The organism is Streptomyces sp. NPDC057543, from assembly GCF_042801895.1.
Lineage (GTDB): Bacteria > Actinomycetota > Actinomycetes > Streptomycetales > Streptomycetaceae > Streptomyces.
The window spans coordinates 28266-44768 of sequence record NZ_JBHVFF010000028.1 but is presented as its reverse complement, the minus strand read 5'-3'; the positions used below and the strand labels follow the sequence as shown (position 1 = coordinate 44768).

Below are 16503 nucleotides of genomic sequence, written 5' to 3'. Positions count from 1 at the left end.
GTGGGCACGGCTCCGCACGACAAGGCCAGGGCGCACATCCCGCTCGACGTACGGGAACGGGTCCTGCGCGGCAACCCCCGCACCGGCACCAACGGCCTCCTCGCCCCGCGCGGCCCCTCCGGGCGCGCCCGCATCGAGGCCACCGGGCCGGTCAACTCCAACGGCACCTACCGGGCGGGCAAACGGCCCGACGGCAGTGACCGGACGATGTTCCCGGACCACTGGAGCCCGGACGAAGTCCTGCACGCGGCCCGCCAGGTGTACCTCGACCACGTCCGCAAGGACACTCTGACCCCCGACAGCGAACGCTCCGGACGCCGGACCTTCGACGGCGTCTACCAGGGCGTACGTATCAAGGGCAGCGCCGACACCACCGGAACCATCACCGACTTCGCCCCCCACCCCGACCAGAACGGCCTGCTGCCGCCCACCCACCTTGAACCGCCGTCACCCCGCGGGCTGTACGACGATCCCGCGTTCGGGGACGTCGCACTGCGCTTCCTGACATACGGCTCCACCTCCGACAGAACCGGCGTCCACTACATGCTGCCGGATGAGACCGGGACCTTCGCGCAGCGCAAACACGGCGTCTTCATCGAACCGCTGTGGGCCGCGCACCCGAACGGCACCCAGTGGGCCACGGTCCTGTTCAGGGACCCGAACCTGCGGGGGCGGACGGCACAGGCTGTCGCCGACGGCGCCCCGCCGCCTCTCGAATGGCAGCTCGGTGACCGGGAGAACGGGACCGTGTTCAACCCCGACGGCATGACGGCCACGGGTCAACTTCTCTTCCCCTACCGCTGGTCGGTGTCCGATCTCCGGGACGCGATAGCCGGAGCCCACCGCACCGCGCGCAGCTCCGATTCGTGGGTGGAGGTCCCGGAAGGCGGCTATCTCTGGGAGGGCGTGCACGACGGCGTACGGATGCACGGACACGTCCGCGACGGCGAGCACCTGTGGGCCCGGCCCTCGACGTACCAACCGCTTCTCTCACCCACGTCCTCCGAGGTGCTCGCGGTCACCGCTCCCGTACACATCTCCTTGACAACACCGGATGGCACGCCGGCGCCGTTCCACATCCAGCGGGTAATCCATCAGGACAGCACCCTGGGGCTCCGCATCACCCGAGTCCTGGAGCATCCCCCGCTGTCCGACGAGTTCCGCGACCACCTGCTCGACGAGCTGCTGCCGGACATGCGTGAGCAGTTGGCCGACGAATTCAGTCGGCTCTCCCCGTACAGACAGCGCGAACTGAGTCTGGTCACCTTCGACATAGAACTGTCACCGACCGAAGACCCGACGATGACACTCGGGCTCGACTCCGAGCTGGTCAAGATCGCGCAGTCCGAAGGGGACCTGAGTTCCCTCCTGACGGACCTGATGACGGTGGACTCCGCCGACGAAGCGGGCATGGACACCTTCCTGCGCGGCATTTCAGACCTGCTGCCGCCGCTGTCGGAGCGACCGGCCGACTGGCAGGGCCCGCAGGGGCAGCCGCACCACGAGCAGGACCCGGTCCTGAAATCGGTCTGGGAGTCGGACGTGACGACTTCGGTGCACCGCAACACCCCGGCCGGGATACTCGACGAGCCCGGCGTACGGGAGTTGCTGGCGCAGCACCGAGGCCAGGAACCATCCAGCCCGCTCACGAACACCGGCACAGACGCGGCCATAAGCACTCATCGAATGGCCGCGGCGGCCAAGGCCCTCGGACTACAGCCCTCCGACCTCACCAGCATCAAGGCCGCCCTGCAGGGGGTCACCCCCCTCCGCGCGGCCCTCGACTCACTCGACCGGCTGGCCGACCGAATGGGCCTCGGAAACTCCACGCGCGAACTCGTGAAGCAGATGACGGAAATTGGTGTGCCGCTCTCCGAGTGGTGGCACTTCTCGTCGTATCTGCACACCGAGGGGCACACGATGTCCAAGGTGGCCGTCATGGATCCGGCCAGGGCCAAGAAGCTGTACGAAGACTCGCGCGCCCAACCGCTGCCGCGCGTCCCGGACGATACGCGCTTCTTCGCCTACACCCTGGGCATGCACCCGAGCTATCTGAAACGGTTGGCCGACGCCCTCCACGTGGACCCGGCGGACCTCCTCGGTCTGGGCGAGTACGAGACCTTCCGGCAGCAACCCCATGCCCCTGAGGCCTTGGCGCGGAACTACTGGATCGACAACCACCAGACGCTGGAGGAAGTCCGCTTCGCCCGCAGCCGCACGCGGTTCAACACGGTTGCCGACGAACTGCTGGGCAGCGACTCCCACCTCGCAGACGCGAGGTTCCGCTCCTTCATGCACTGGTCCGAGGTCGCGAGCGAGGGGCTGCACATCTTCACCGACCAGCGCCTACGAGAGTTGGTGAGGCACTGGCGGGTGGAAACGAATGACGGCACCAACCAGGTGCCCGAGGACTACGACCCGTTCGCGGAACGGGAGCAGTATGCCGATCTGCTCCATTTGGCCGAGCAGTCGGCGCCACTGCTGGACCCGGACCGGGAGGAGGTCCTGGACAACTACGAGCAGCACATCCAGGCCCGGCTGACGCGGCTGGACGAGCAGTATGTGGGGGGCGTGTTCCGGGAGGAAGGCCCACCCGTGACACTGTCCTCGCAGATCTTCGCCACGCTGTCCGGCACGGACGACTGACACACACGACTGACACACACGACCGACGCGTACGACCAACGCGCATGACCAACGCACATGACCGACGCGTACGACCGACGCGCATGACCGACGCACGCCAGTGATGCACGTGACCGACGCACATGAGCGATGCACTTGACGAGAAGCAGGAGAGGCGAGGTGGCCATGGCGAACACGGAACCCGAGTCGAACAGCGAGGTGTCCGCTGCTGCGGAGACATCGGAGGAGGCGGTACCGGAAGCGGGAACGGAGACGGGAGCCGGAACACCGAAGCCCGCCACTGCGACCAGTGCGCCCCCCACGGCCGGTTCCGCCAAGGTGACAGAGTCCGGGGGCGGTTCCTCGCAGGGACCCGCCGTAACGCTCGCCGGGGGCGTGATCGGCGCGGAGGTGCCTGCCGCCGCCCGCGTGACGGAGAGCACCGCACCGACGCCGGCACCGGCACCGGCACCCGACCCCAAGGCTGCGAAGGAGCCCAGGACGGCGAAGGCGGCGACCGCGTCCTCGACGCCCGCAGCCGAGCCGGTTGCCGCCGAGAAGTCCGGGCCGCAGGCCGTCGCGCAGCCCGCACCGGCTCCGGAACCGGTCACGGAACCAGTTGCCGCAGCAGCAGCCGGCGTTCCGGAGGTCACGGCAGCCACCACCACCGCGTCCGCGACGGCCGCCGCCACGACGTCCCGTGGGCTTCCGGCACTCACTGCCGTACTGGGCACCCTCACCCGGACCCGTGCGCGTCCCCGTACCGCCTCCGCGACCACCGCCATCACCACCGACGGTGCGGGCAACGGCCCCGAAGGCGTCGGCGCGAAGGACGAAGGACCGGCGCCCGGCAAGGTCTCCCGGCCGATGGTCGCGGCTGCCGTGATCGGCGGCGTAGTACTGCTGTCCCTCCCGTTCGTCGTCGCCTCCTCGACCGGCGGGGACGGCCCCGAGCACAACAGCAGGAACAGCGCCGCCGGATACACGGACCCCGCCCCGGGGGCGGACGGCTACGTACCGCAGGCGGATGCCCCCAAGGGACCGCTGGGCAAGGGCAGTGCGAAGGCCCCAGGAGGCACGGCGGGGACGACGGGCGGCGTGAACGCTCCCCCCATCATCGAAGCCGCGTCGGCGGACAACGTCGGCAGCTCCGGGGGGCTGCCCACCGGCACCAAGGCGGGTGACAAGGCCCCGAAGGACAAGGCGGGCGACGAGACCACGCAGACCAAGGCGGGCGACAAGACGACGCAGACCAAGACGGGCTCCGACGCCGGCAAGCAGACCGGAACGAAGACGGACTCCTCGACGGGAAACGGCGCCGCCCCGACCCCGCAGAAGACGGTGGCCTCACCCACGGTGCTCTTCTCGGCGGTCGGCGGCCTGCACTGCACCAGCAGTGCGGTCACCTTCACCGAACGCGGCAAGTACACCGACGGCCAGAAGGGCTGGACCACCCACGACGGCTCCTACGCCGCAGGCGGCTGCAACGGCTGGTACCGCTCGATTCCCATGTCGGGCGACTCCAACGACAGCGACAACAGCGTGGTCTGGAACTTCCGTACCGGTGAAGTGAGTTCGGGCAGTTGCAAGGTCAGCGTCTACATACCGAACGACAGCAACATCGGGCACGTCGGTGGCCAGCCCACGTACTACACCGTCCACGACGGCACGAGCACCGCGGGCTCCACCCAGCTCGGCCACTTCACGATCACCCAGGTGAGCCACCGCGGCCAGTGGATCGCAGCCCCCTCGTACAAGATCAACAGCGGCGTGCTGAGCGTCAAACTGCACGACCGCGGCGACGACTGGAGCTCGTCGTCACGGGCGAACGCCCACCACGCCGCCGCGCCGATCCGGGTGGAGTGCACCAAGTAGCCGCCCGCCGGAAGGGTTGAGATCCGGGCCGGATCACATCCGGCCCGGATTCTCCTGCGTTCCGCCCGCGATCCACGCAGGCAGGCTCTGCCCCGATGCGTGGGCCCCGTCCGATCCGAACGAGAGGGTCAATGCCGCCCCGCCAGCCGGTCCGCGGCCTTCGCGACGGGGTCCGTGCCGGGGCGGGGCGAGGTGAGTTCGCGGCGGTCGGCGGTCCGGTAGGCGGCGTACATGCCGTGGACGCCGAGCCAGCGGAAGGGTTCCGGCTCCCAGCGGCGGACCTTGTGGTTCACCCAGGGCAGGGTGGTCAGGTCGGTGGGACCGGACTGGCCGGAGTCCTGCTGGATCAGGTCGCGCAGGGTGCGGGCGGCGAGGTTGGTGGTGGCGACGCCCGAGCCGACGTAGCCGCCGGCCCAGCCGAGGCCGGTGGAGCGGTCGAGGGTGACGGTGGCGCACCAGTCGCGGGGGACGCCGAGGACGCCGGACCAGGCGTGGTCGATGCGGGCGCCGGCGGTGGTCGGGAAGAGGCGGACGAGGATGTCGCGGAGGGCCTCGATGGTGGCGGGCTGGGTGCGGCCGTCATTGTCGGTGGCCGAGCCGTAGCGGTACGGGACGCCGCGGCCGCCGAGTGCGATGCGGTCGTCGGCGGTGCGCTGGGCGTACATGTAGGCGTGGGCCATGTCGCCGAGGGTCTCGCGGCCGTCCCAGCCGATGGTGTCCCAGACGGAGCGGGGCAGCGGCTCGGTGGCGATCATCGAGGAGTTCATGGGGAGCCAGGTGCGCTTCTGGCCCTTGAGGTTCGCGGTGAAGCCCTCGGTGCAGCGCAGGATGTACGGGGCGCGGACCGTGCCGTACGGGGTGTGCGCGTGCTTGGGTCTGATCTCGGTGACGGGCGTGGACTCGTGGATGGTCACGCCGAGCGCCTCGACGGTGGCGGCGAGGCCCTTGACGAGCTTGACCGGGTGCAGGCGGGCGCCGTGCGGGGTCCAGGTGGAGCCGACGACTCCGGTGACGTTGATGCGTTCGCCGGTCTCGCGGGCGCCGCGCAGGACGCGGTCCTTCTCGCCGAAGGCGATCTCCACGGAGTGGAAGTCCTTGAGCCGGGCCAGCTGGGCGGGGGTGTAGGCGACTTCGAGGACACCGCCCCGGTGGATGTCGGCGTCGATGTTCTCCTCGGCGGCCACGCGGACGACTTCGCCGACGGTGTCGTTCATCGCCTGCTGGAGGCGTACGGCGGCTTCGTGGCCGTGGAGCTTCGCGTAGCGGTCGCGGCCCGCGATGCCGTTGTAGAGCCAGCCGCCGTTGCGCCCGGAGGCGCCGTAGCCGCAGAACTTGGCTTCGAGCAGGGTGATGTTGAGGAAGGGGACGGCCTTCTTCAGGTAGTAGGCGGTCCACAGACCGGTGTACCCGCCGCCGACGATGCAGACGTCGGCGGTGGTGTCGCCGGGCAGGGGTTCCCGGGGTGCGGGGGTGCCCTGGTCCGCGTACCAGAACGATATGCCGCCGTTGGCGGTGCTGACGGTGCTCATGTTGCCCCTGCTTTGTCCGGTGTGACGCCATGGTTGCAGCTGTTCTCTCTGGGGCGGGAGGTTACTGCGCCTGAGGGGTTTTCGTCTGCGGCCGGGACCGGGACCTTGTCAGTGGATAGCAGGCCAGGCCGATGAGTACGGAGGTGAAGTGGCCGAGGTCGGTGAAGGTGCGGCCGGTGATGAGCGGGATGCCGTAGAAGGCGACGACGGCGAAGAGATACACGTACTGCCAGGGCTGCGGGACGCGGTACGTGAGGACGGCCACGACGCCCGCGAGGGCGTAACTGACTCCGATGTCGAGCGTGTTGACGGCGGACGGCGGTACGTGGCCGTGCCGGATGGCCCAGGCGAGGACGCCTTCGCTGACCAGGGTGGCCAGGACATGGGCGGCGATGACGACGGCGAGCCAGCGCAGGGTGCCGAGCCAGCGTTCGGCGTTGGCGTGGAAGACGGTGTAGAGGACGGCGTAGGGGGCCCAGTGGCCGCTGTCGATCCAGAAGGCGCTGGAGATCAGTACGCGTACGGGTTTCCGGGAGAGTTCGTGGATGTTGGTCGAGTGCTGGCGCAGGAAGTCCTCTTCGAAGTCCGGTGACATCTGGTGGATGACGAAGGTGGTGACGAAGAGTGCGGTCAGCCAGATGTAGGTGCCGGGTGCGCTGCGGATCCAGGAGCCGACGCTGCGGATCCACGAACCGGCGGTGGTACGGCGCCGGGTGGGCGGGGCGGGGCTGCTCGGGGTCATATCCGATTGACGCACGGCTCTACGATCGTCCGCGTGATCGACATTCCGGCCGAGCTGATCGAGACCCAGTCCGCATACAACGGAGCGGCCGGGCGGGCCTTCGTCGCGGCGCTGCCGGGGCGGGCCGCCGGGTTCCTGGAGCGATGGGGGCTGAGGCGGGACGGTGCGGCGTTCCACGGGGTGTGCGCGCTGGTGCTTCCGGTCGTGCGGGTGGCGGACGGTCGCCGGGCGGCGTTGAAGCTGCAGCCGGTGGACGAGGAGACGGTGGGGGAGCCGGTCGCGCTGCGGGTGTGGGGCGAGGCGGGCGCGGGGGCCGTGGAGCTGCTGGAGCACGACGCGGCGACGGGGACGCTGCTGCTGGAGCGGCTGGACGGCCACCGCTCGTTGAGGGGAGTGGCGGACGAGCGGGAGGCGGCGCGGATCCTGGCGGGCCTGCTGGCCCGGCTGTCGTCCGTACCGGCTCCGGCGGACCGGGGGCTGCGGGGCCTCGGGGACATCGCCGCGCGGATGCTGGAGGCGGCGCCGGGGGCGGTGGGGGAACTGGCGGACGTGGAGGAGCGGCGGCTGCTGGCGGACTGCGCGGCGGCGGTGCGGGAGGTCGCGGGGGAGCCGGGGGACCGGTTGCTGCACTGGGACCTGCATTACGGGAATGTGCTGGCCGGGCCGGAGGAGGCGCACCGGTGGGTGGTCATCGACCCGAAGCCGCTGGTCGGCGATCCGGGGTTCGAGCTGCTTCCGGCGCTGGTCAACAGGTTCGACGCGGCGGCGGTGCGGTGGCGGTTCGATCTGATGACGCAAACGCTGGGCCTGGACCGGGAGCGGGCGCGGGCGTGGACGCTGGGGCGGCTGCTGCAGAACGGTCTGTGGGAGGTGTCGGGCGGGGAGCGACGGCTGGAGCCGCAGCAGACCGAGATCGCCCGGCAACTGCTGGGCCGGGCGTAGCGGAGATACCGCCCGTGCTTACGCTGCCCTCATGATTCGTACCGCTACCCCTGCCGATGTCCCCGTCATCCACGCCATGATCCGTGAGCTGGCCGACTACGAGAAGGCCCTGCACGAGGCGAAGGCCACCGAGGAGCAGTTGCACGAGGCGCTGTTCGGCGAGCGGCCCGCCGCGTACGCGCACATCGCCGAGTCGGACGAGGACGGAGAGGCGGTCGGCTTCGCGCTGTGGTTCCTGAACTTCTCCACGTGGCGCGGGGTGCACGGCATCTACCTGGAGGACCTGTACGTACGTCCCGAGCGGCGTGGCGGCGGGCACGGGAAGGCACTGCTGACGGAGCTGGCGCGGATCTGCGTGGAGCGCGATTACGAGCGTCTGGAGTGGTCGGTGCTGGACTGGAACGCCCCGTCCATCGCCTTCTACGAGTCGCTGGGCGCACGGCCGCAGGACGAGTGGACGGTGTACCGGCTGACGGACGGGGCGCTGGCGGAGCTCGGCGGGCGGTAGGCCGAGCGGGAGGGGGCGTTGTCAGTGGGGTGGTTCACGATGGGGGCATGGCACGCAGCAGCAGGAAGACGGACACCATCGCGGCGGCACGGCGGCCGGAGGTGCGGCTGCCCCCGCTCGTCCCGTACGAGGGGCAGGGACTGGAGCCCGACGGGGACTACGACGGGCTCTGCTTCGAGGGGACGGATCTCGCGGACGAGTCGGGTCCGGGGGCCCGGTTCATGGACTGTGCGCTGGACGGCTGCGCCCTGGACCGTACGGAGCTGGTCAGGTCCCGCTTCATCGACTCGGTGCTGACGGGCGTACGGGGGGTGGGCGCCGATCTCGCGGGGGCGTCACTGCGTGACGTGGAGGTGGTGGACGCACGGCTGGGCGGGGCGCAGCTGCACGGTGCGGTGCTGGAACGGGTGCTGGTGCGCGGCGGGAAGATCGACTACCTGAATCTGCGGAAGGCGCGGCTGAAGGACGTGGTGTTCGAGGGCTGTGTGCTGTCCGAGCCGGATTTCGGGGATGCGCAGCTGGTGCGGGTGGAGTTCCGCGACTGTGTGCTGAAGCGGGCCGACTTCAGTTCCGTGCGGATGGAGGCGGTGGACCTGCGGACGGTCGCGGAGCTGGACATCGCGCGTGGGGTGGAGCGGCTCGCGGGTGCGGTGATCAGCCCGGCGCAGCTGATGGAGCTGGCACCGGCGTTCGCGGCGCAGATCGGGGTGCGGGTGGAGGCGTAGCCGCCCGCGCGGTGCAGGGGTCAGACCCGGGGGAAGCGGGCCTGGAGGTCCCAGATCACGGGGTTGTCGGCGAGACCCTCGTGCATGTCGGCGAGGTCGGCGATCAGATCGTGCAGGAAGTCGCGGGCCTCGCGGCGCAGCAGCGAGTGACTGAAGGTGAGCGGGGGCTCGTCGCCGGGCATCCAGTCGGCCTCGACGTCGACCCAGCCGAAGCGGCGTTCGAAGAGCATCCGGTCGGACGACTCGGTGAAGTCCAGCTCGGCGAACTGCTGCCGGTGCGAGCGGTTGCCGCGCGGGTCCTGGTCGATCTGCTCGACGATGTCGCACAGTGCCCACGCGAAGTCGAGCACCGGCACCCATCCCCAGGCTGTGGACACCTCGCGGTCCGCCTTGGTGTCCGCGAGGTAGACGTCCCCGGAGAACAGATCGTGCCGCAGGGCGTGGACGTCCGCGCGGCGGTAGTCGGTCTGCGGGGGATCGGGGAAGCGTCGGGAGAGGGAGTAGCCGATGTCGAGCACAGTTCGATGGTGTCATGCCCGAAGGCGCGCCGACGCCGCGGCGGCCGACCGCTCGACCGGGTGACGGGCGGGCCCGGAGTGTGCCGCGGACGCCGGACCTCTACGGGGTGGCCGTGGAGGGGAGACGGCCGACGACCTCTCCGTTCCGGGCGGGTGGGCTACGGCAGCAGCCGCTGCTCCTTCGCCACGGCGACGGCGCCCGCGCGGGTGTCGACGCCGAGTTTGTCGTAGATGCGGCCCAGGTGGGTCTTGACCGTGGCCTCGCTGATGAACAGGGCGCGGGCGATGTCCCGGTTGCCCAGGCCCTGGGAGAGCTGGGCCAGGATGTCGCGTTCGCGGTCGGTCAGGGTGGGCCGGGGCTTGCGCATGCGGGCCATGACGCGGCTGGCCACGGGCGGGGAGAGCGTCGTGCGGCCCTGCGCGGCCGAGCGGATCGCGGCGAACAGTTCCTCCGGGCGCTCGGCCTTCAGCAGGTAGCCGGTGGCGCCCGCCTCGATGGCACGGGTGATGTCGGCGTCCGTGTCGTACGTGGTGAGGACCAGGACGTGGGCGTCCGTCGAGGCGATCCGGCGGGTCGCCTCGACGCCGTCGATGCCCTCGCCCAGCTGGAGGTCCATCAGAACGACGTCCGGAGCGACCTTGGCGGCCAGGGCGACGGCCTCCTCGCCGCTGCCCGCCTCCCCGACGACTTCGATGTCCGGTTCGCTGCCGAGGAGGGCGAGCAGCCCGGCGCGTACGACGGCGTGGTCGTCGCAGAGCAGGATGCGGACGGGCGGCGTCGCGTTCATGCGAGGTCCTCCGGGTCGGGGGCGGGGGTGAGGGGGACGGCGGCGGACAGGACCGTTCCCTCGCCCGGTGCCGACTCGATCGTCAGCGTGCCGCCGAGCTGGTGCAGCCTGGCACGCATCGCGGGCAGCCCGTGCCCGCGTACGCCACCGGTGGCCGCCCCGGCGTGCCCGGCGGGGGTGAAGCCCTGCCCGTTGTCGGCGATGTCCAGGACGACCCGGTCGTCGAGATGGGTCAGCGTCAGCGCGGCCTCCGTGGCGTGCGCGTGTTCCCGCACATTGGCCAGCGCCCCCTGCGCGATGCGCAGCAGCGCGGACTGCACCCGGTCGGACAGTGCGGTGTGCCGCTCGCCCTCCACGTGGCAGCGGACGGTGAGCCGCCCCTGCGCCTGGGCCGTCTCGCGTGCGGCCAGCGCGTGCAGGGCCGCCTCCAGACCGCCGCCCTCCGCGAGATCGGCCGGGGCCAGGTCGTGGACGAAGCGGCGGGCCTCGGCGAGATTGCGTTCCGCGATGCCCGTCGCCGTACGGACATGACGGCGGGCGGTCGCCGGATCGGCGTCCCACGTGCGGTCGGCGGCCTGGAGCAGCATCTGCTGGCTGGACAGGCCCTGCGCGAGGGTGTCGTGGATCTCCATCGAGAGCCGCTGGCGCTCGGCGAGGGTCCCCTCGCGGCGCTCGGTGGCGGCCAGTTCGCGGCGGGTGCGCAGCAGGTCGTCGATCAGTTCGCCCTGCCGCTCGGACAGTTCGCGCTGGCGCACGGCCTGCCGCTGCATGTGGACGAAGACCGCTGTCGCGACGGCCGCCACCGCGGGCGGGGCCAGCACCAGGTTCGGGTCGAAACCGTGGGCCAGCCGCAGTTGCGCGGCGACGACGAACACGGTGAGCAGGGCGACGAGTACGAGCGCCGCACGTGGCGGAAGGATCCGCAGCCCGGTGTAGAACAGCGGGACCGCGCACCACGCGAAGCTCGGCGCGAGGACGACCAGCACCATCCATACGGCGACCAGTGCCCCCAGCCACACCACGCTGCGCGGCGTCGGACGCGAACCGAGCACCGGCCCGAGCACGTACAGCACTGCCAGGGCGACGGACAGCGCGATGATCCACGGGGTGCGGGCCTCGCCGGGGTGCCGCAGCAGGAAACGGGCGAGCGAGGCGCCGAGCAGCAGGAAGAACGCGGAATGCATCAGGAGCGTGAGCCGACGCGCATCCGGGTCACCGGCGGCACCGGAGGCGTCCTCGTAACCGCTCACGCGCGCGCCGCCGCCGTTCCCGCTCACGCGCGCACCGGAGCCGCCGGTCCGCCCTGTGACGGTGCCGCGTGCCGGCCGGGTTCGGTGCTCCACCTCGTACCCCTCGCTCCTCACCCTCATCAGCGCTGCTGACCTGCACAGACACATCCATGGTCACCCCGGCCGACCACCCCCGCATCAACCGATCGGCCGATGGGACCGTCGGCCGTCCCGCGCGCGGCGTCGAGCCGGTCCGTCGACCGTACGGCCCCGGACACGGCAGCAGGATCGATGACAGAGCCGAACGGGCTCGACCAGTTCAACCACCGCACCGCTGCCGAAGGAGCCCACCATGAAGAAGCCGTCGCTGCGCACCCGCGTCCTGACCGGTGCCGTCGTCGCCGCCGCCCTCGGCGCCGGAACCTTCGGCGCCATGTCCGCCGGCGCCTCCACCCCGGCCGCCGCACCCGCCGCCGCCGTCGAGGCGGACGCCGCGAACCGGAACCTCCAGCAGACCACCCACCTGACCGTGGCCGCCGCCACCAAGGCCGCGCAGGCCACCCTCGACGCCGCGCAGAAGGAGAACCAGCGCGTCTCCGTCGCCGTCGTCGACCGCAACGGCAACACCATCGTGACGCTGCGCGGTGACGGCGCGGGCCCGCAGGCGTACGAGTCGGCCGTGAAGAAGGCGTACACCGCCGTCTCGTGGAACGCGCCCACCTCCGAGCTGGCCAAGCGCCTGGAGCAGGCCCCGAACCTCAAGGACATCCCCGGCACCCTGTTCCTCGCGGGCGGCGCCCCGGTCACCACCAAGGGCGCGCCGATCGCCGGCATCGGCGTGGCCGGAGCCCCCAGCGGCGACCTCGACGAGAAGTTCGCGAACGTGGGCGTCGCCGCCCTCGCGAAGTAGATTCCCGCCGTGCCGACGTAACGGCATTCAGAGGTTCCGCCCCTGGGGTCGGCCTAGGATCACAGGCGTGAATCAGCGAACACCTGTACGCCGCACGGCCCGCGCCGCCGCCCTCGGCCTGCTGGTTCTGACGACCTCCACCGGTTGCGCCGGCGGCGTCGAGGGCACCCCCGGCGCCGCCGGTCTGCGCGATCCGTACTTCCCGAAGCTTGGCAACGGCGGCTACGACGTCACCCACTACGACCTCGTCCTCGACGTCGACCCGGCCGCCCACCATCTGAGCGGCACCGCCACGATCACCGCGCGCGCCACCCAGGACCTCAGCGCCTTCAACCTCGACCTCGCCGGGCTCACCGTCCGGTCCGCGACCGTCGAGGGCCGCCCCGCCGTGGTGAACCGGGCGGGCCACGAGCTGACGCTGCGTCCCGACGCCGAGGTCGGGAACCGGCTCCGCAAGGGCAGGACGTTCCGTACGGTCGTCCGCTACTCCGGCACCCCGCAGACCCTCACCGACCCCGACGAGTCGAAGGAGGGCTGGCTGAGGACGGCGGACGGAGCGGTCGCGCTCGGCGAACCGACGGGTTCCATGGCCTGGTTCCCCGGCAACAACCACCCGAGCGACAAGGCGTCGTACGACATCACCGTCACCGTCCCGAAGAGTCTGACGGCCGTCTCCAACGGTGAGCTGGCCTCGCGCAGGACCGCGGGCGGCACCGCCACGTACCACTGGCACGTCGCCGAACCGATGGCGAGCTACCTCGCGACGGTCGCCATCGGCCGTTTCGACACGAAGACGTCGACCACCCCGGACGGCATCAAGGTGTTCAGCGCCGCCGACGCGTCGGTGGCGGCGCGGAGCGCGCCGATTCTCGCCCGGGTCCCCGAGATCGTGAAGTGGGAGGCGGAACGTTTCGGCCCGTACCCCTTCTCCGCGACGGGGGCGATCGTCGGGCGTCCCGGCGACTCCGGATACGCCTTGGAGACCCAGCACCGGCCGTACTTCCCCGGGACGCCGGACGCCGGGCTCCTCGTCCACGAGATGTCCCACCAGTGGTTCGGGGACTCCGTCACGCCCGAGAGCTGGCGGGACATGTGGCTCAACGAGGGATTCGCGACCTACGCGGAGTGGCTGTGGGAGGACGACAAGGAGGGCAGGCCGGTCCAGGGCCGGTTCGACGCGGCCTTCGAGAACGACGACAACTGGGCCTTCCCGCCCGCCGATCCGCCGTCGGCGGCCTACATCTCGAAGGCACCGGTGTACGGGCGCGGGGCGATGGTCATCCACAAGATCCGGCAGGCTGTGGGCGACGACGAGCGTTTCTTCGCGCTCGTCAAGGGCTGGACGAAGGCCCACCGGCACGGCAACGCGTCGACCGCCGACTTCACCGCGTACGTCGAGAAGACGACCGGGCAGGATCTGACGGAGCTGTGGAACACCTGGCTGTACGGGAAGAGCCGGCCCGCCTCGAAGGGCTGACCGGCTCCCGCGTACAAGAAGTACGGCAGTGGCGCTGTTTCACAGGGACGCCGCTACTTCACACAGATGCCGCTACTTCACGTTGACGCCGCTCCAGGCGGCGTCGACGGCCGCGAGCTCGGCGCTGTCGGCCCCGTACAGATCGGTCGCCGCCTTCTCGGTCGCCGTGCGTGCGGCCGCGTAGTCGGTGGTCGACGTCATGTACTCGGAGAGGGCCTTGTACCAGATCTGGACGGCCTTGTCCCGGCCGATGCCGGTGACCGTGGAGCCGTCGATGGTCGGGGAGTCGTAGTCGACGCCGTTGATCGTCTTCGCGCCGCTGCCCTCGGACAGCAGGTAGAAGAAGTGGTTGGCGACGCCCGAGGAGTAGTGCACGTCGAGGTCGCCGACGCTGCTGTCCCAGTAGTCCGCGGAGCCGCCGTCCTTGCTCGGCTCGTCCATGTAGCGCAGCGGGGTGCCGTCGCCGTTGATGTCGATCTTCTCGCCGATGAGGTAGTCGCCGACGTCCGTGCTGTTGTCGGCGGCGAACTCCACCGAGGTGCCGAAGATGTCGCTGGTCGCCTCGTTCAGACCGCCGGACTCCCCGAAGTAGTCGAGGTTGGCGGTCGACGCGGTCAGGCCGTGGCTCATCTCGTGGCCGGCGACGTCGAGAGCGGTGAGGGCGCTCTTGTTGTCGGCGCCGTCGCCGTACGTCATGCAGAAGCAGCTGTCGTCCCAGAACGCGTTGACGTACGCGTCGCCGTAGTGGACCCGCGAGTACGCGGCCTTGCCGTCACCGGCGATGCCGTCGCGGCCGAACGCCGACTTGTAGAAGTCCCAGGTCTTCGCGGCGCCGTAGGCGGCGTCGACGGCGGCGGTCTGCCGGTCGTCGCCGGTGCCGTCGCCCCAGGTGTCGTCGTCGTCCGTGACGAGTTCGCCGGTGCCGCTCTCGCCCTGGTCGAGGTCGTACGTCTTGTGGCCGCCGCGGTCGCCGTCGGTCAGTTCGAATCCGGAGCCGGTCGCGGTGGTCGTCAGGTCGACCTGGCCGCTGTACTGGCTGTTGCCGACGCCGGTCTCGATCGCCTCGTAGCTCCGGAGCTTCTGGCCGGTGGTCGCGTCGGTGATGATGTGCAGCCTGCTGGGCGTGCCGTCCTTCTGCACGCCGGTTTTCACCGTCTCGAAGGCGAGGACGGGCTTGGCGCCACCCGCCCAGACGACCTTGCGGGCGGCGGCCGCGGTCTTGATCTTCGCCGTCGTCGACGGCACCGATATCCGGGCCTTGGTCGCCTTGGTGACGCCCTTGAGCTTTCCGCCGCGAGCGGTGTGGGTGACGAGATCGCCGCCGAGGACCGGGAGTCCGGCGTAGGTGCGCTCGTAGCGGGTGTGGACGGTGCCGTCGGCGTCCTTGATCACATCACGGACGATCAGCTTCTCCTGGCTGCCGAGCCCGAGGGACTCGGCGGTCGAGGAGGCGTCGGTCTGCGCCGACTTGATGGCGGCGGTGCGCTGCGAGGCACTGTTCGCGCCGAAGGGGACGACGCTGCGAGTGGCGGAGGGGCCGGCGTTGCCGTGGTCGGGTGCGGCGTTGGCCGAACCGGTCTGGACGCCGACGACGACCATCGCGGCCACGGCGGCCAGGGCTGCGGCGCGACGGGTGTTCATGTGGGGGGTCATGCGTTCTCCGTTGCTCGTTCCGTGGGGGGTTACGAGCCGAGAGCGTGCCACCAAATGAGCGAAATTGACGGTGTACTAACAAAGGCCTCACATTTTTTTGACCACTTCTTGTCCGAAGATGGTCATTCGGTGTTCGCTATACGATCAACTGTGATTGTTTGCAGAGTACTTGTGCAGAACGGGCTTGAATCAAACCCGGTCGGCGCACTCGAAACCCCCGGCCGTGACGGCCGGGGGTTTCGTGGGGCGAGCTCTCGCGTCAGAGGCCGACGCCGTAGGTCAGAGGCCGACGCCGTAGGTCAGAGGTTGACGCCGAAGTCCTGGGCGATGCCGCGCAGACCCGAGGCGTAACCCTGGCCGACGGCACGGAACTTCCACTCCGCGCCGTTGCGGTAGAGCTCGCCGAAGACCATGGCGGTCTCGGTGGCGGCGTCCTCGCTCAGGTCGTAGCGGGCGACCTCGGTGCCGCCGGCCTGGTTGATGATGCGGATGAACGCGTTGCGCACCTGGCCGAAGTTCTGGCTGCGGGTCTCGGCGTCGTAGATCGAGACCGGGAAGACGATCTTGTCGACATCGGCCGGCAGGCCCGCCAGGTTGACGTTGATCTGCTCGTCGTCGCCCTCGCCCTGGCCCGTGACGTTGTCACCGGTGTGCACGATGGTCTGATCCGGCGTCGACTTGTTGTTGAAGAAGACGAAGTGGCCGTCGGAGACGACCTTGCCGGCCGAGTTGACCGCGATCGCCGAGGCGTCGAGGTCGAAGTCGGTACCGGTGGTGGTGCGGACGTCCCAGCCGAGGCCGACCGTGACGGCGGTCAGGCCCGGGGCCTCCTTGGTGAGCGAGACGTTGCCGCCCTTGGACAGGCTTACAGCCATGGGAAGTCCCTTTCATCGTCGAGTGCGGGCTCCATGCCATCACGAAGCTACCGTCACAGGTCATAACGCGGGCAGGGGACCGGGAGGTTCCTGCTCCCTTTACTTTC

Annotated in this window: 14 protein-coding genes; 7 read left to right on the top strand and 7 right to left on the bottom strand. The window is 70.3% G+C overall.

Features of this window, described 5'->3' with window-relative positions; all coding sequences use genetic code 11:
• Positions 1-2646, top strand: a 2646-nt coding sequence (locus ACFU8Q_RS07885; RefSeq protein ID WP_384449349.1) for an EndoU domain-containing protein, incomplete at its 5' end; no start/stop codon positions are given.
• Between the two features lie 165 nt (positions 2647-2811).
• Positions 2812-4500 (top strand): hypothetical protein, encoded by a 1689-nt coding sequence (locus ACFU8Q_RS07880; protein ID WP_384449347.1) that lies wholly within the window; start codon positions 2812-2814, stop codon positions 4498-4500.
• 128 nt (positions 4501-4628) lie between these two features.
• On the opposite strand, the gene ACFU8Q_RS07875 is transcribed toward ACFU8Q_RS07880, so the two are convergent.
• Both ACFU8Q_RS07875 and ACFU8Q_RS07870 read right to left on the bottom strand, forming a co-directional pair.
• On the bottom strand, positions 4629-6029 hold the full coding sequence (locus ACFU8Q_RS07875; RefSeq protein ID WP_384449345.1) for an NAD(P)/FAD-dependent oxidoreductase: 1401 nt from the start codon (positions 6027-6029) through the stop codon (positions 4629-4631).
• Between the two features lie 61 nt (positions 6030-6090).
• Positions 6091-6771 (bottom strand): rhomboid-like protein, encoded by a 681-nt coding sequence (locus ACFU8Q_RS07870; RefSeq protein ID WP_384449360.1) that lies wholly within the window; start codon positions 6769-6771, stop codon positions 6091-6093.
• Between the two features lie 24 nt (positions 6772-6795).
• Here ACFU8Q_RS07870 and ACFU8Q_RS07865 point away from each other — a divergent pair, with 24 nt between their 5' ends.
• Genes ACFU8Q_RS07865 through ACFU8Q_RS07855 form a run of 3 tightly spaced genes read left to right on the top strand, consistent with a single transcriptional unit; the run spans position 6796 to position 8946 of the window.
• The gene (locus ACFU8Q_RS07865; RefSeq protein ID WP_384449357.1) at positions 6796-7713 is read left to right on the top strand and encodes an aminoglycoside phosphotransferase family protein; all 918 of its coding nucleotides are present in this window, start codon (positions 6796-6798) and stop codon (positions 7711-7713) included.
• 31 nt (positions 7714-7744) lie between these two features.
• On the top strand, positions 7745-8221 hold the full coding sequence (locus ACFU8Q_RS07860; RefSeq protein ID WP_384449343.1) for a GNAT family N-acetyltransferase: 477 nt from the start codon (positions 7745-7747) through the stop codon (positions 8219-8221).
• A 47-nt stretch (positions 8222-8268) separates the two neighbouring features.
• A complete protein-coding gene (locus ACFU8Q_RS07855) occupies positions 8269-8946 on the top strand; it encodes a pentapeptide repeat-containing protein (protein WP_384449341.1) in 678 nt (225 codons plus the stop codon).
• A 20-nt stretch (positions 8947-8966) separates the two neighbouring features.
• Here ACFU8Q_RS07855 and ACFU8Q_RS07850 read toward each other — a convergent pair whose 3' ends face one another.
• The 3 genes from ACFU8Q_RS07850 to ACFU8Q_RS07840 form a co-directional block, all read right to left on the bottom strand.
• Positions 8967-9464 (bottom strand): hypothetical protein, encoded by a 498-nt coding sequence (locus ACFU8Q_RS07850; RefSeq protein WP_384449338.1) that lies wholly within the window; start codon positions 9462-9464, stop codon positions 8967-8969.
• Between the two features lie 158 nt (positions 9465-9622).
• Positions 9623-10252 (bottom strand): response regulator, encoded by a 630-nt coding sequence (locus ACFU8Q_RS07845; protein WP_384449335.1) that lies wholly within the window; start codon positions 10250-10252, stop codon positions 9623-9625.
• Positions 10249-11622, bottom strand: a complete 1374-nt coding sequence (locus ACFU8Q_RS07840) for a histidine kinase (protein WP_384449332.1) — start codon at positions 11620-11622, stop codon at positions 10249-10251. Before ACFU8Q_RS07840 ends, ACFU8Q_RS07845 begins: the two co-directional genes overlap by 4 nt.
• Positions 11623-11833: 211 nt before the next feature.
• Between ACFU8Q_RS07840 and ACFU8Q_RS07835 the strand changes: the two genes are divergently transcribed.
• Entirely contained in the window at positions 11834-12391 is a 558-nt protein-coding gene (locus tag ACFU8Q_RS07835) for a heme-binding protein (protein ID WP_384449330.1), read from the top strand.
• A gap of 67 nt (positions 12392-12458) precedes the next feature.
• Complete coding sequence (locus tag ACFU8Q_RS07830; RefSeq protein ID WP_384449327.1) at positions 12459-13868, top strand: M1 family metallopeptidase; 1410 nt, start codon at positions 12459-12461, stop codon at positions 13866-13868.
• A gap of 72 nt (positions 13869-13940) precedes the next feature.
• Here ACFU8Q_RS07830 and ACFU8Q_RS07825 read toward each other — a convergent pair whose 3' ends face one another.
• Together ACFU8Q_RS07825 and ACFU8Q_RS07820 are read right to left on the bottom strand one after the other, a co-directional pair.
• Positions 13941-15521 carry a M4 family metallopeptidase gene (locus ACFU8Q_RS07825; RefSeq protein WP_384449324.1) on the bottom strand — a complete coding sequence of 527 codons (1581 nt, stop codon included), beginning with the start codon at positions 15519-15521 and terminating at the stop codon, positions 13941-13943.
• Between the two features lie 299 nt (positions 15522-15820).
• The gene (locus tag ACFU8Q_RS07820; RefSeq protein ID WP_384449321.1) at positions 15821-16396 is read right to left on the bottom strand and encodes a TerD family protein; all 576 of its coding nucleotides are present in this window, start codon (positions 16394-16396) and stop codon (positions 15821-15823) included.
• Positions 16397-16503: the final 107 nt, after the last annotated feature.